This window comes from Novosphingobium sp. BL-A-28-Hi1-0D, from assembly GCF_055521755.1.
Map to the genome: position 1 here is coordinate 455,152 of NZ_CM145502.1, position 12,667 is coordinate 467,818.

At 65.2% G+C, this 12,667-nt stretch carries 15 protein-coding genes; 7 read left to right on the forward strand and 8 right to left on the reverse strand.

The window, feature by feature from the left end:
- Positions 1–68 precede the first annotated feature (68 nt).
- From gatC to rpsU, 3 genes are all read right to left on the reverse strand, one after another.
- On the reverse strand, positions 69–371 hold the full coding sequence (gene gatC / locus ACZ1JW_RS02245) for an Asp-tRNA(Asn)/Glu-tRNA(Gln) amidotransferase subunit GatC (protein ID WP_465141800.1): 303 nt from the start codon (positions 369–371) through the stop codon (positions 69–71).
- A 106-nt stretch (positions 372–477) separates the two neighbouring features.
- Complete coding sequence (locus ACZ1JW_RS02250) at positions 478–1,047, reverse strand: FKBP-type peptidyl-prolyl cis-trans isomerase (RefSeq protein WP_465141801.1); 570 nt, start codon at positions 1,045–1,047, stop codon at positions 478–480.
- A gap of 157 nt (positions 1,048–1,204) precedes the next feature.
- Positions 1,205–1,411, reverse strand: coding sequence for a 30S ribosomal protein S21 (rpsU, locus tag ACZ1JW_RS02255; protein WP_144902223.1), 207 nt, complete (start codon positions 1,409–1,411; stop codon positions 1,205–1,207).
- Between the two features lie 185 nt (positions 1,412–1,596).
- On the opposite strand from rpsU, the gene crcB reads away from it, so the two are divergent.
- From crcB to ACZ1JW_RS02285, 6 genes are read left to right on the forward strand one after another with little or no spacing between them, the layout of a single operon-like run.
- Positions 1,597–1,995, forward strand: a complete 399-nt coding sequence (gene crcB / locus ACZ1JW_RS02260; RefSeq protein WP_465125076.1) for a fluoride efflux transporter CrcB — start codon at positions 1,597–1,599, stop codon at positions 1,993–1,995.
- Positions 1,992–3,383, forward strand: coding sequence for an RluA family pseudouridine synthase (locus ACZ1JW_RS02265; protein ID WP_465141802.1), 1,392 nt, complete (start codon positions 1,992–1,994; stop codon positions 3,381–3,383). Before crcB ends, ACZ1JW_RS02265 begins: the two co-directional genes overlap by 4 nt.
- Positions 3,383–3,985, forward strand: coding sequence for an FMN-binding negative transcriptional regulator (locus ACZ1JW_RS02270; RefSeq protein ID WP_465141803.1), 603 nt, complete (start codon positions 3,383–3,385; stop codon positions 3,983–3,985). The genes ACZ1JW_RS02265 and ACZ1JW_RS02270 overlap by 1 nt, the downstream gene beginning before the upstream one ends.
- Positions 3,982–4,638 carry an HAD-IA family hydrolase gene (locus tag ACZ1JW_RS02275; protein ID WP_465141804.1) on the forward strand — a complete coding sequence of 219 codons (657 nt, stop codon included), beginning with the start codon at positions 3,982–3,984 and terminating at the stop codon, positions 4,636–4,638. The genes ACZ1JW_RS02270 and ACZ1JW_RS02275 overlap by 4 nt, the downstream gene beginning before the upstream one ends.
- Entirely contained in the window at positions 4,635–4,853 is a 219-nt protein-coding gene (locus ACZ1JW_RS02280; protein ID WP_465125072.1) for a hypothetical protein, read from the forward strand. Before ACZ1JW_RS02275 ends, ACZ1JW_RS02280 begins: the two co-directional genes overlap by 4 nt.
- A gap of 3 nt (positions 4,854–4,856) precedes the next feature.
- On the forward strand, positions 4,857–5,552 hold the full coding sequence (locus ACZ1JW_RS02285) for an ATP12 family chaperone protein (protein ID WP_465141805.1): 696 nt from the start codon (positions 4,857–4,859) through the stop codon (positions 5,550–5,552).
- Between the two features lie 10 nt (positions 5,553–5,562).
- Here ACZ1JW_RS02285 and ACZ1JW_RS02290 read toward each other — a convergent pair whose 3' ends face one another.
- From ACZ1JW_RS02290 to ACZ1JW_RS02310, 5 genes are read right to left on the reverse strand one after another with little or no spacing between them, the layout of a single operon-like run.
- On the reverse strand, positions 5,563–6,147 hold the full coding sequence (locus ACZ1JW_RS02290; protein WP_465141806.1) for a hypothetical protein: 585 nt from the start codon (positions 6,145–6,147) through the stop codon (positions 5,563–5,565).
- Positions 6,144–6,716, reverse strand: coding sequence for an ABC-type transport auxiliary lipoprotein family protein (locus ACZ1JW_RS02295; RefSeq protein WP_465141807.1), 573 nt, complete (start codon positions 6,714–6,716; stop codon positions 6,144–6,146). The genes ACZ1JW_RS02290 and ACZ1JW_RS02295 overlap by 4 nt, the downstream gene beginning before the upstream one ends.
- Positions 6,717–6,729: 13 nt before the next feature.
- Entirely contained in the window at positions 6,730–7,689 is a 960-nt protein-coding gene (locus tag ACZ1JW_RS02300; RefSeq protein WP_465141808.1) for an MlaD family protein, read from the reverse strand.
- Positions 7,690–7,698: 9 nt separating this feature from the next.
- Entirely contained in the window at positions 7,699–8,586 is an 888-nt protein-coding gene (locus tag ACZ1JW_RS02305; RefSeq protein WP_465125068.1) for an ABC transporter ATP-binding protein, read from the reverse strand.
- Positions 8,586–9,704, reverse strand: coding sequence for an ABC transporter permease (locus ACZ1JW_RS02310; RefSeq protein ID WP_465141809.1), 1,119 nt, complete (start codon positions 9,702–9,704; stop codon positions 8,586–8,588). Before ACZ1JW_RS02310 ends, ACZ1JW_RS02305 begins: the two co-directional genes overlap by 1 nt.
- A 128-nt stretch (positions 9,705–9,832) precedes the next feature.
- Here ACZ1JW_RS02310 and ACZ1JW_RS02315 point away from each other — a divergent pair, with 128 nt between their 5' ends.
- Positions 9,833–12,547 (forward strand): valine--tRNA ligase, encoded by a 2,715-nt coding sequence (locus ACZ1JW_RS02315; RefSeq protein ID WP_465141810.1) that lies wholly within the window; start codon positions 9,833–9,835, stop codon positions 12,545–12,547.
- The last annotated feature ends 120 nt before the right edge of the window (positions 12,548–12,667 follow it).

Genomic DNA, 12,667 nt, shown 5'->3' on the forward strand with positions numbered 1-12,667 from the left:
TGATACGAGACGGTCAGCCATGCGGCACGAGGCCCCCGCCTTCGCAGGGGCGCAGCGGGGGAGGGTCATCACTCGATCACCTTGGGCACGCCGAAGAAGCCGTGTTCGGGCGCGGGGGCGTTGGCCAATACGGCGTCGCGGATGTCGCCACCGGTCAGCGGGTCGGCGCCCACCACGTCATCGCGCAGGCGCTGCTTGTTGGGGATGACCGCAGTCATCGGCTCGATCCCGGTCACATCGACTTCGCCGAGCTGTTCGACCCAGGCGAGGATGCCGTTCAGTTCGGGGACCATTGCGTCAAGGTCGGCCTCGGTCACCTTGATGCGGGCCAGCGAGGCGATCTTCGCCACCGTGGCGGTATCTACGGACATGGCGGATACTCTTGTCGGAAAGAAATGAGGAACGCCGCGCGCTACCAGAGCGCGCGGCGTGCTTCAAGCCGAGGCGGGACCGCAAGAGGCCCCTGCCCGGCGGATATCAGGGTTGCGGAGCGCCTTCAGGCATGGGCATGGGCATCGGCATGCCGCCGGGAGCCGCACCGGCACCGCCCTGCATCTTGCGCATCTGCTCAAGCATCATGCGCTGCTGTTCCAGTTCGGCCGCGCTCTTGAAGTCGATCAGTTCGACTTCGAAGACGAGGTCCGAATTGGCGGGGATCACCACTTCGCCGGTCTGCGGATTGCGTTTTTCATCCGCGCCATAGGCCTTCTCTGCCGGGATCTCGAGGACGTACTTGCCGCCCTTCTGCATCTTCGACAGGCCTTCGGAGAAGCCGGGGATCACGGTTTCGAGCGGGAGAACGGCCTGCTGGCCGCGATCGAATTCCTTGCCGCTGGCGAGGCGACCGACATAGTTGATCAGCGCAACGTCAGCCTTGGTCGGCGAGGCGCCAGTTCCGGCCTTCACCGTCTCGATCTCGATGCCCTGGTAGCGGGTGGCATAGGCCACGCCCGAACCGAGCACGACCGCAGCGATGACGCCGAGCCAGATCTTGCCGATGGAGCCCTTGGCAACGGGCTGGAGCGGAACGCGGGTGATTTCCGACATGCTTTCCCCCTCGAACGCGATTCGCCCGAATCGCGCTGGATGATTCGAATGACCTGAACCGGACCCACGAAAAAGGGCGCCGGAGTTCGGCGCCCTCTTGGCCCATCAGGGCTTAAACGGCAAGTAGCCAGATGGGGCGTTGCCGCCCCGCCCGGTCTTACTTTCCGCCGTCACGCTCCTGGCGCTTGCGCTCGAGCTTGCGGGCGCGGCGCACGGCTGCAGCCTTCTCGCGAGCGCGCTTTTCCGAGGGCTTCTCGAAGTGGCGACGCAGCTTCATTTCGCGATACACGCCTTCACGCTGCAGCTTCTTCTTGAGTGCACGAAGAGCCTGGTCAACGTTGTTATCGCGAACGAGAATCTGCATAAACCGCTACACCTCAAACTGTCGGCAAGAGCCCGCCAATCGTGCGGGAGTTACCCTGATTCTGGAAATACCAAACGTGCCGAATCCGTACAGGACCGGCCCGAACGGGAGCGCCACTAGCCAAATCGGGCGGCAAAGGCAAGCAAAGTCGTGCATTTTGCAGGCCATGGGGTTAAGGGCGGCGGATGAACTCTCCCAATACCCTGACGGCAACCGCCATCGTAGCGATCGGCGGCGGCATAGGCGCCATGCTGCGCTACCATGCCGGGCGTGCCGTGACCGCCTTTGCCGGTCCCAACACCGTGTTCCCTTGGGGCACTTTCCTGATCAATGTCAGCGGCAGCCTGCTGATGGGCCTGCTCGCCGGATGGCTGGCGCGGCAGGACGGAGCCGAATCGCTGCGCCTGCTGCTCGGCGTCGGCGTGCTGGGTGGCTTCACCACCTTCTCGGCCTTCAGCCTTGAAACGGCGATGCTGATGCAGCGCGGGCTCTATGGCCTCGCTTCGGTCTATGCGCTGGGCTCGCTGGTCGCAGGCGTGGCCGGGCTGTTCCTTGGCCTTTCCATGATGCGAGGTGCAGCGTGAAGATACCTCGCAAGGGCCAGGGCGCCCTCCCCGACGATCAGGTCCGCCAGTTCACCATCGGCAAGGACGATGAAGGCGCTCGGCTTGACCGCTGGTTCAAGCGCCACCTCCCGCAAGTGGGTTTTGCCACCGTTTCGCGCTGGGCGCGCACCGGGCAGATCCGGCTCGACGGCAAGCGCGCCGATGTCGATACACGGCTCGAAGCCGGACAGACCTTGCGCGTGCCCCCCGGCAACGCCACCCCGGTCGGCACACCCGGCAAGGGCGAGCGTCCGCGCGAGCCGCTGACCGACGAGCAGATCGAACTCGCCGAATCGATGATCCTTTCGCAGGACCGCGCCGCCATCGTGCTCAACAAGCCGCCGGGCCTTGCCACGCAGGGCGGCAGCGGCACCTACGAGCATGTCGACGGATTGCTTGATGCCTATGCGCAGGGCGGCGGCCCACGTCCGCGTCTCGTCCACCGGTTGGACAAGGACACCTCGGGCGTGTTGCTGATCGCGCGCACGCCGGGCAGCGCCGCGTTCTTCTCCAAGCGCTTCTCCGGGCGCACCGCGCGCAAGATCTACTGGGCGCTGGTCGTCGGCGTGCCGGACGTGAAGGACGGGCTGATCGAACTGCCCATCGCCAAGCAGCCGGGCACCGGCGGCGAGAAGATGATGGTCGACGAAAGCGGACAGGGCCAGACCGCCCGCAGCCGCTATCGCGTGATCAGCCGCGCGGGCAACGCCGCGGCATGGGTCGAACTGCAGCCGCTGACCGGGCGCACGCACCAGTTGCGCGTGCACATGGCGGCGATCGGCCACCCAATCGTGGGCGATGGCAAGTATGGCGGGCAGGCCGCGTTCCTGACCGGGACGATCAGCCGCAAGATGCACCTCCACGCCCGCCGTCTGCGCATCGAGCATCCCGAGGGCGACCTGCTCGACGTGACAGCGCCCCTGCCCGCGCACTTCGAGGCAAGCATGGCGAGTCTGGGCTTCCACGAGGAAGACGGCGATCTGGCGATCGATCCGATCAAGCCGATCCCCGAGAAGACGATGCAGAAGCGCGCCGCCAAGGCGCACGCCAAGGAATACCGCAAGGAGCGCCGAGGCGAACGCCGCAAGCGCGCCGATGGCGAAAAGGGCGCAGGCAGTGCTGGTCGCACGCCGACAGGCAAGCGTGCCGGTCCTGCCAAGGCTCCTGCCAAAGCGGGTGCCAAGCCGGGACCGAAGTCTGGTGGCAAGCCTGATGCCAAGGCTGCGGCACGGCCTGCCAAGCCTGCAGGGGTTCGCTTCGGAGCCGCGCGCGGGTCCGAGGCGCGCAATGCCGAGGCCCGCTCTACTGGCGGCAGGGCCTCTGCCCGCAAGCCCGGCACCGGTGCTCCCAAGGGCAAGCCGCGCTGATGCATCCCAACCCGGCGTTCCGTCATGACGACCGCGCGCTGCTGGAAGCGCTGATCGGCGAGATCGGCTTCGGGATGGTCTTCGGGACCATACCCGATGGCCCGCGCGTGGCGCATGTGCCGCTGCTCTCCACCGGAGACGGCGCGGTGCAGTTCCACCTGGCGCGCGGGAATGCCCTGACCAAGCACCTTGACGGGATGATGGCGCTGGCTGTCCTCAACGGGCCGGACGGCTACGTGTCCCCCCGCTGGTATGCCGATGCGGCGCAAGTGCCGACGTGGAACTACGTTTCGCTTGAGCTGGAAGGACGGGTGCGGCGGATGGATCAGGAAGGGCTGCTCGGATTGCTCGAAGCGTCCTCCAGCCACCACGAAGGGCGCATTTCCGAAGGCACGCCCTGGACGATGGACAAGATGCCCGAGGATACGCTGCGCCGGATGATGGGCGGTATCGTCGGCTTCGAGATGGAAGTGCTGGCGTGGCGGCCCACCTTCAAGCTATCGCAGAACAAGAGCGCCGACGAGCGAGCGCGCGTGGCGGCGGGGCTTGAGGCAGAGGGCTCTCCAGCGATAGCCGAACTGATGCGGAGACTTGTCCCTTGAGATTGGCGATCTTCGATTGCGACGGCACGCTGGTCGACAGCCAGGCTGATATCTGCGCGGCAATGGACGCAGCGTTCCGCGCTGCCGGGCTGATCCCGCCCGAGCGCCAGCTGACGCGGCGCGTCGTCGGCCTTTCGCTGCACGAGGCGATGCGCCAGTTGCACCCTGAGGGCGAGCATCACGAGCATGCCAGCCTGACCGAACTCTACAAGGACGCCTTCCGCGCCCGGCGCGCGGCAGGCGCGGTGGCAGAGCCGCTCTACGAGGGCATTGCCGCGCTGGTCGAGGATCTGGCGCGCGAGGGCTGGCAGCTTGCGGTGGCCACGGGCAAATCGGACAAGGGGCTTGCCCACTGCCTCGCCACCCACGGCCTGACCGGCCACTTCGTCTCGCTGCAGACGGCGGACCGGCACCCGTCCAAGCCCGACCCTTCGATGATCGAGCAGTGCATCGCCGATGCGGGCGCGGATCGTGCGCGCACGGCGATGATCGGCGATACGGTCTATGACATCCATATGGGCGTGAACGCGGGCGTGCGGTGCTTCGGTGTCGACTGGGGCTATCACGAGACCGACGAACTGCTCGAAGCAGGCGCGGAGGCCGTGGCGACGAGCATCGAGGACTTGCGCGCGCTGCTCGGGAGGATTGCATGAGCGATCCTGCTGTCGGGCGTTACTTCGCGTTGCAGGTGGTGCGGCTTTCCGGCGCGCTGCTGGTGCTGCTCGGCGTGCTGGTGCAGGCGGGCAAGGGGCCGGGGCCGCTCTCGGCGCTGCCGCCGCTGGCCGGGATCGTCATGGCTCTGGCGGGCCTGTGGGACTTCTTTTTCCTGCCGCGCATCGTCGCGCGGCGGTGGCGAACTCCGGATTAGAGAATGAAGCGCTTTTACAAGGATGTGACGGTCGAGGCAGCAGACGGCGGCTTCGGGGTGAGGCTCGACGGGCGGGCGATCAGGACGGTCGGCGGCAGACCGCAGGTGGTGCCTAGCCGAGCGCTGGCCGAGGCAATGGCGGCGGAGTGGGAGCGCCAAGGGCCTGAGATCGACCCTGCGCTGTTCCTCTACCGCGACATGGCCGACTACGCGATCGACGTGGTGGCGGGTGATCCGGCGTCGGTCATCGGCGAGATCCTGCCTTATGCCGAGACCGACACGCTGTGCTACCGGGCCGAGCCGGACGAGGCCTTTGCGGCACGCCAGCGCCTGATGTGGGAGCCGCTTCTGGCAGTAGCCGAGACGCGGCTGGGCGCGAAGTTCGTGCGGGTATCGGGCGTGATCCACAAGCCGCAGCCGGCCGAAACGCTGGCGCGGTTGCGCGCAGAGTTGGAAACTCTCGATGCTTTCGCGCTTGCCGCCCTGCGCAACACCGCGAGCCTCGCCGCCTCGCTGATCCTCGGCCTTGCCGCGCTTGAGCCGCAAGCCGACCTCGACGCGCTGTGGGATGCGGCCAACCTCGAAGAGGACTGGCAGGCCGAACTCTGGGGCAAGGACGCCGAAGCGATGGAACGGCGCGAGCGGCGCGCGGGAGCGTTTGCTGCGGCGGCGCGGTTTGCGGGGCTGGCGCGCGGCTGAGTATCAGTGTTTACAAGCAACCTTCGACATAGCGGATTGCTTCACCTCCACCGGCCATGAACCTCACTTTCCCCTCGTTGAGGTAGAAGACCAGACCGCGATCCTTCGACAACCAGACGAACTGGTTGTCTTCACCTTCGTAGGGATTTTTTTCGGCCACCAACTGCTTCCCATAGGCTTTTCTGAGATCGCCGAGAGTGGATCCGATCCCTATCCCTGCGGCAGTTCGGACGCCGGGATCAAATACTTCTAATCTGGCGATCTTGTCATCCACGACCATCGCTGCAAATTTGCCACTGCGGTGGTTGTAGACCTCGCAGCCTTCCGGAGCCGCATCGCCATAGGTACCTGTGGCTTCAAAGGAACTCGCTATCTGCGACCACTGTGTTCCAACTTCAGCGCCAGCGATTCCGTCGCCTGTGAGTACAAAACCTTCGACTGGCAAAGCCGACAAGGAGGGGGCAGGCGCAGCTGAAGGTGTGGATTGCGATTGGCTTGCAACCGCTTCCGGAGCGTCAGAGGCAGTTTCGCCGCCAGAGCAGCTACCAACGGCAAGCCCAATGGCCAAAGCGAAGATAGTGACGTGAGCCTTCAACTGACCCAGTCCGCGACTTGCTTGGCCACGGCATTCGCCGCTTCGTTTAGCGCGGGGCCGACGTACTTCGCCTCGGCCTCGGTCACCGGGACCACGCTTTCGAAGCGCTTTGTCTCGACCTTGCCGCCGGCCTCGCGCACTGCGTCGTAGCGGACCACGGCGGAGCGGGTGCGGGCATCGTAGCCCATGTCGAGGAGGCGGCCGGAGAGGTGCAAAGCGCCTGCGCCCGGATCGCCTTCAAGCACGAGGCGGGTGCCGCGCGCGCGGATGGTTTCGGCGAGGAGACGCTGGAACAGGCGCGCAGGCCGTTCGACCCACATCGTCTTCTGCAGATAGGCGACGTTGGCATCATCGATCTGCACCGGCACGCGGGTCACCGCGAGGCGCGCTTCGGCGGAGGGCTCCATCACCACCAGCGCGCTGGCGAGCGTGCCGCTGGTACCGCTGCCTGCGGCAGGCGCTGCGGTGGGAGTGAGTGCGAGCAGCGTATCGGGCACCTTAGGGCCGAGGCTGACGCAGCCTGCCAGTGTTGCGAGGAGCGCAGGGACGACAAGGGCTTTGCGGATCATCTTCATCGCCTCCTCAGTTCTTGTAGTCGGGCAGCTTGGGGCCGCCGACGAAGCCGCCGACGCCCTGATCGTTCAGGCGGTCGGTCACTTCGCGCAGAGACTTGGTCGTCGCCTGAAGATCGCGGATCGCGGCCTCGGCGGCGGGCAGCGTGCGTTCGTTGAGTTGCTTTGCGGCAGGGCGGGCATCGCTGAGCGTGCCCTGCAAGGCATCGGCTGCACCCTGTGCGGACTTCAAAGTCTTGCGCAATTGCTGGGCAAGGCCGTTGCCTTCGTCGTTGAGCACAGCATCAGCCGAGGTCGTCAACTTCTCAAAGCTGGCCAGCGTGTAGTTCGCCTGCCGCAGCGTTGCCTGCAGTTCGGCCATGGTGCGCTTCACATCGGGCGAGGCGTCGGCGAGGTTGGCGGTCATCTTGTCGGTGTTCGACAGGATGTTCTCGATCGACTTCTGGTTCTTGTCGGACAGGACCATCGTCAACCGCTCGGTCAGCGTGGCGAGGCGTTCGAGCAGGAGCGGCGCGTTCGACAGGATCTCGCCAAGGCCTGAGCGCTTGGTCGGAATCACCGGAACGCCTTCAGGGCAGGTCGCGCGCTTGTTTTCCTTCGGGCATTCGATGGCAGGCGCACCCTTGACCGCGCCGGTCAGCTGAATCGTCGAGACGCCGGTGAAGCTGCCGAGCAGGCTGGCGGTGGTGCCCTGAAGGATCGGCACCTTGCGGTCCACTGCGATGCGGACGCGGACGAATTCGGGATCGCGCTCCCACAGTTCGATGTCCTTGACCTGCCCCGAGGGCACGCCCGAGAACGAGACTTCGGAGCCCTTGGCAAGACCATCGACCGACTGCTTGAAGAAGATGTCGTACTCGTTGATGTCACCCTGATTAATCCGGGCGATCCAGACGGTCAGCAGGGCGACCGCCGCCATGAGCAGCAGCGTGACGAGGCCGACCCAGATGTGGTTTGCGCGCGTTTCCATGCCCTGTCCTTATGCCTCGTCCTGATCAACGCGCGATGGCGCTTCGTCGGTCAATCGTGCCTTTACCGCATCGTGCCGCTCCTGCGCATCCTGCGCCGCGCGGCCGCGCGGGCCGTTGAAGTATTCCTGAATCCACGGGTGATCGAGTGCGAGCAGTTCCGGGATCGTGCCCACGGCGATGACCTTCTTGTCCGCGATCACCGCCACCCGGTCGCAGATCTCGTAAAGCGTATCGAGATCGTGCGTGATCAGGAAAACGGTGAGATCGAGCGTCTGCTGGAGCTTGAGGATCAGCTGGTCGAACGCGGCGGCACCGATCGGGTCGAGCCCGGCGGTGGGTTCATCGAGGAACAGCAGTTCGGGATCGAGCGAGAGCGCGCGAGCAAGGCCCGCACGCTTCTTCATCCCGCCCGAAAGCTCGGACGGATACTTGCTCGTGGCTTCTGCGGGGAGGCCCGAGAGCAGAACCTTGTAGCGCGCGATCTCGTGGCGCAGCTCGTCGCTGATCTCGGGATAGAATTCACGTAGAGGAACTTCGACGTTCTCGGCCACGGTCAGGGTGGAGAACAAGGCGCCGCCCTGGAACAGCACGCCCCAGCGGCTGCGGATGTCGATGTCATCGTCGTCGCGCGCATCGGTGATCGAACTGCCGAGCACTTCGACTTCGCCCGATTCGGGAATCTGGAGACCGATGATCGTGCGCATCAGCACCGACTTGCCGGTGCCCGATCCCCCGACGACGCCAAGGATCTCCCCCTTGCGCACATCAAGGTCGAGTCCGTCGTGGATGACGTGGGTTCCGAACACGTTGCGCACGCCACGCACGCGGATGGGATACCTGCCTTCGAACTGTTCGGGCAGTTCCGGCAGCCGTTCGGGGGCTGGTGTCTGATCCATCAGCCCCACCCGATGTTGGTGAAGAACACTGCGAAGAAGGCATCGAGCACGATGACCGTGAAGATCGCCATGACGACGGCAGCGGTGGTGCGCGTGCCGACTTCCTCGGCGTTGTTCTTGACGTTGATGCCCTGATAGCACCCCGCCACCGCGACGATCAGGCCGAACACCGGAGCCTTGGTCAGCCCCACCCAGACGTCATGCAGCGGCACCACTTCCTGGATGCGCGCGAGGAAGGTGAAGAACGGGATGCCGAGCGTCAGGCTCGACAGGAACGCACCGCCGATGATGCCGAGGAATGCCGAGTAGAACCCGAGCAGGGGCATCATGATCATCGTGGCGAGAATGCGCGGCACGACCAGCGCTTCCATCGGCGAGACGCCGATCGTGCGCATGGCGTCGACCTCTTCGGTCAGCTTCATCGTGCCAAGCTGAGCGGCAAAGGCCGAACCGGAGCGGCCCGCGACCATGATCGCGGTCATCAGCACGCCGAGTTCGCGCAAGGTCAGGCGACCGACGAGATTGACGGTGTAGATCTCCGCGCCGAACTGGCGCAGCTGCACCGCGCCCTGTTGGGCGATGACGATGCCGACGAGGAAGCTCATCAAGCCGATGATGGCGAGCGCATTGACACCGACCAGTTCCATCTGGTGGACCAGCGCCTTCATCCGGAAACGGCCGGGATGGCGCAGCAGCGTGCCTGCGGAAAGGATCACCTGCCCGAGGAAGCCGAGCACCTGCAACGCACCCCGGCCAAGGCCGATCATCACGTCGCCGACATGGGCGGGCACGCGTTCGAGCAGGGGAAGGCGCTTCGCGCGGACCGAATGGTCGTTCGAATCGGCCTTGCTGATTGCGTCGACCAGCTTCTGCGCTTCTTCGCTGCAGCCGATGATCTTCGCGTCGTTGTCACGCGAGAGGCGCCAGACGGTCCATGCGCCGACGGTGTCCATCCGGGTCACGCCAGTCAGGTCGATTTTCGAGACGGATCCGCTCAAGTTCCGCAGGCGCGCGTCGGTAAGACCGAGCGAGGACACGGTCATCGGCCCGCGAAACGCGAGCGTCGTGGTGCCACCCCCTTCGGCTTGCACTAGCTGGAAATCGGTCAGTTCCCGCATCTTGCCCGCTTCATGGGGGAAATCGGACAGGGCGACAAGTGCAACACATGAGCCGTAACGTTGGAACTGCCCTTGCGGTTCCCCGCAGCGCTTGCAGGCAGGGCGTTGGGATGGCAAGGCGCTGGCCCATGACCGACCAAACGCCCGACACCAATTCTGCAGAACTGGCCAAGACTTTCGAACCCGCCGGGATCGAGGCCAAATGGTATGCCCACTGGGAAAGCAATGGCCTGTTCCGGCCCGAGCGGCCCGATGCCGCGCCCTATACCATCGTCAATCCGCCGCCGAACGTGACCGGCTCGCTCCACATCGGCCACGCGCTCGACAACACGTTGCAGGACGTGGCGATCCGCTACGAGCGCCTGCGCGGCAAGGATGCGCTGTGGGTGGTCGGCATGGACCACGCCGGCATCGCCACGCAGATGGTGGTCGAACGCCAGATGGAAGCGCGACAGGACAAGCGCACCAACTACACGCGCGAACAGTTCGTGGAGAAGGTGTGGGAGTGGAAGGCGGAAAGCGGCGGGACGATTACCGGCCAGCTGCGGCGCCTTGGCTGCTCGATGGACTGGTCGCGCGAGCAGTTCACGATGGACCCGCACTTCACCCGCGCCGTGGTGAAGGTCTTCGTTGACCTCTACAATCAGGGCGTGATCTACCGCGACAAGCGGCTGGTGAACTGGGACCCGAAGCTCAAGACCGCGATTTCCGACCTCGAGGTCGAGACGCGTGAGACGCAGGGCGGGTTCTGGCACTTCAAGTATCCGCTGGCCGATGGCGTGACGCGGGACGATGGCCTCGACTACATCGAGGTTGCGACCACGCGCCCCGAGACGATGCTGGCCGACATGGCCGTGGCGGTGCATCCCGAGGACGAGCGCTACAAGTCGGTCATCGGCAAGGAAATCCTGCAGCCGCTGACGGGGCGGCGCTTCAAGATCGTGGCCGACGAGCATGCCGATCCTGAGCTGGGTTCAGGCGCGGTCAAGATCACGCCGGGGCATGACTTCAACGACTTCGAAGTGGGCAAGCGCGCCGGGATCAAGGCGGGCGACATGCTCAACATGTTCGATGCCGAGGCCAAGGTGGTGCAGACCGCCGATGGGCTGGTGCCGGCCGAGTTCGTAGGCCTCGACCGCTTCGATGCGCGCAAGCTCGTGGTCGAGCGGATGAAGGAAGCTGGCTTCATCATCCCCCACGTGACGAAGGACAAGGAAGGCAACGAGATTGCCGCCGACTTCGAACCGCGCACGATCCAGACGCCGTTCGGCGACCGTGGCGGCGTGGTGATCGAACCCTGGCTGACCGACCAGTGGTACGTCGATGCCGAAACGCTGGCGAAGGCGCCGATGGAAGCGGTGCGCTCGGGCGCTATCGAGATTGTGCCCAAGACCTGGGAAAAGACCTTCTTCAACTGGATGGAGAACATCCAGCCCTGGTGCGTCAGCCGCCAGCTCTGGTGGGGGCACCGGATTCCGGCGTGGTACGGCTCTGATGGCCAGTGCTATGTTGCCGAAACCGAAGAGGAAGCGCAGGCCAAGGCCGGTGCAGGCGTGACGCTGGAGCGCGACAACGACGTCCTCGACACGTGGTTCTCCTCGGCGCTGTGGCCCTTCGCCACGCTCGGCTGGCCGGATGAAGACGCGCCGCTGCTGAAGAAGCACTACCCCAATGACCTGCTCGTCTCCGGCTTCGACATTCTGTTTTTCTGGGATGCGCGCATGGCGATGCAGGGCCTGCACTTCATGAAAGAAGTGCCGTGGAAGAAGCTCTATCTGCACGGCCTCGTCCGCGCGGCTGACGGCGCGAAGATGAGCAAGTCGAAGGGCAACGTGGTCGATCCGCTCGGCTTGATCGACAAGTACGGGGCCGATGCGCTGCGCTTCTTCATGTGCGCGATGGAGAGCCAGGGCCGCGACGTGAAGATGGATGAGAAGCGCGTCGAGGGTTATCGCAACTTCGCCACGAAGCTGTGGAACGCCGCGCGTTTCTGCCAGAGCAATGGCATCAACGGCAGCACTTCAGTGGCGGCGCCTGCGGCAACCTCGGCGGTGAACAAGTGGATCATCGGCGAAGTCGTCGAAACCGTCGCCGCGCTGGATCAGGCAATGGCCGACCTGCGCTTCGATGCGGCGGCGAACACCGTCTATCACTTCGTCTGGGACCAGTTCTGCGACTGGTACATCGAGCTGATCAAGGGCAACTTCGATGCCGAGACCAAAGCGGTTGCAGGCTGGGTGCTCGACCAGATTCTGGTGATGCTCCACCCGTTCATGCCCTTCGTGACCGAAGAGCTGTGGCATGCGCTGGGGCAGCGTGATGGCGAACTGATCGTGGCGGCTTGGCCGAAGCCCGAAGCCACGGTGGACGCAGCAGCCAAGCGTGAGGTCGAGTGGCTGATCGCGCTGGTCTCGAACCTGCGCACCGCCAAGAACGAACTCGGCATCGCGCCGGGGGCAAAGCTCGATGCCTATCTGCCCGAACCCTCGGCGCTGACTCGCGGGATCATCGAGGCCAATCCGGCGGCGATCGAGCGTCTGGCGCGGCTGAACGGCATCCGCTTCGAGGCCGCGCCTGCAGGCGCAGCGATGCAGGTGGGTGCGGGCGATGCCAACATCGTGGTGCCGCTGGAAGGCGTGATCGACATTGCGGCGGAAAAGGCACGTCTGGAAAAGGCGCTGGCGGCTTCGCAGAAGGAAGCCAAGTCGCTCGAAGGGCGTTTGGGCAACCCGTCGTTTGTCGAGAAGGCCAAGCCCGAGGCGGTCGAGAAGGCCCGCGCCGATCACGCGATGCACGCTGCCGAGGCCGAACGGCTGGCGGCGGCACTGCAGCGGCTGGGGTGAAGCCCCTCCCCCTCGATGGGGGAGGGTTACGCAGACTTGGCAGCTTGCTGCCTAGTCGGAGTTGGGCGGGGGTGCTGGCAGCGCGCGCCCGATATACCCCCATCCAGCTGCGGCTAGGCG

Coding starts and splice junctions, on each gene's coding strand:
- crcB (WP_465125076.1), top strand. CDS start 1,597: ATGAACTCTCCCAATACCCTGACGGCAACCGCCATCGTAGCGATCGGC.
- ACZ1JW_RS02250 (WP_465141801.1), bottom strand. CDS start 1,047: ATGTCGGAAATCACCCGCGTTCCGCTCCAGCCCGTTGCCAAGGGCTCC.
- gatC (WP_465141800.1), bottom strand. CDS start 371: ATGTCCGTAGATACCGCCACGGTGGCGAAGATCGCCTCGCTGGCCCGC.
- ACZ1JW_RS02305 (WP_465125068.1), bottom strand. CDS start 8,586: ATGGATCAGACACCAGCCCCCGAACGGCTGCCGGAACTGCCCGAACAG.
- ACZ1JW_RS02310 (WP_465141809.1), bottom strand. CDS start 9,704: ATGCGGGAACTGACCGATTTCCAGCTAGTGCAAGCCGAAGGGGGTGGC.
- ACZ1JW_RS02280 (WP_465125072.1), top strand. CDS start 4,635: ATGAGCGATCCTGCTGTCGGGCGTTACTTCGCGTTGCAGGTGGTGCGG.
- ACZ1JW_RS02295 (WP_465141807.1), bottom strand. CDS start 6,716: ATGATCCGCAAAGCCCTTGTCGTCCCTGCGCTCCTCGCAACACTGGCA.
- ACZ1JW_RS02315 (WP_465141810.1), top strand. CDS start 9,833: ATGACCGACCAAACGCCCGACACCAATTCTGCAGAACTGGCCAAGACT.
- ACZ1JW_RS02300 (WP_465141808.1), bottom strand. CDS start 7,689: ATGGAAACGCGCGCAAACCACATCTGGGTCGGCCTCGTCACGCTGCTG.
- ACZ1JW_RS02270 (WP_465141803.1), top strand. CDS start 3,383: ATGCATCCCAACCCGGCGTTCCGTCATGACGACCGCGCGCTGCTGGAA.
- rpsU (WP_144902223.1), bottom strand. CDS start 1,411: ATGCAGATTCTCGTTCGCGATAACAACGTTGACCAGGCTCTTCGTGCA.
- ACZ1JW_RS02285 (WP_465141805.1), top strand. CDS start 4,857: ATGAAGCGCTTTTACAAGGATGTGACGGTCGAGGCAGCAGACGGCGGC.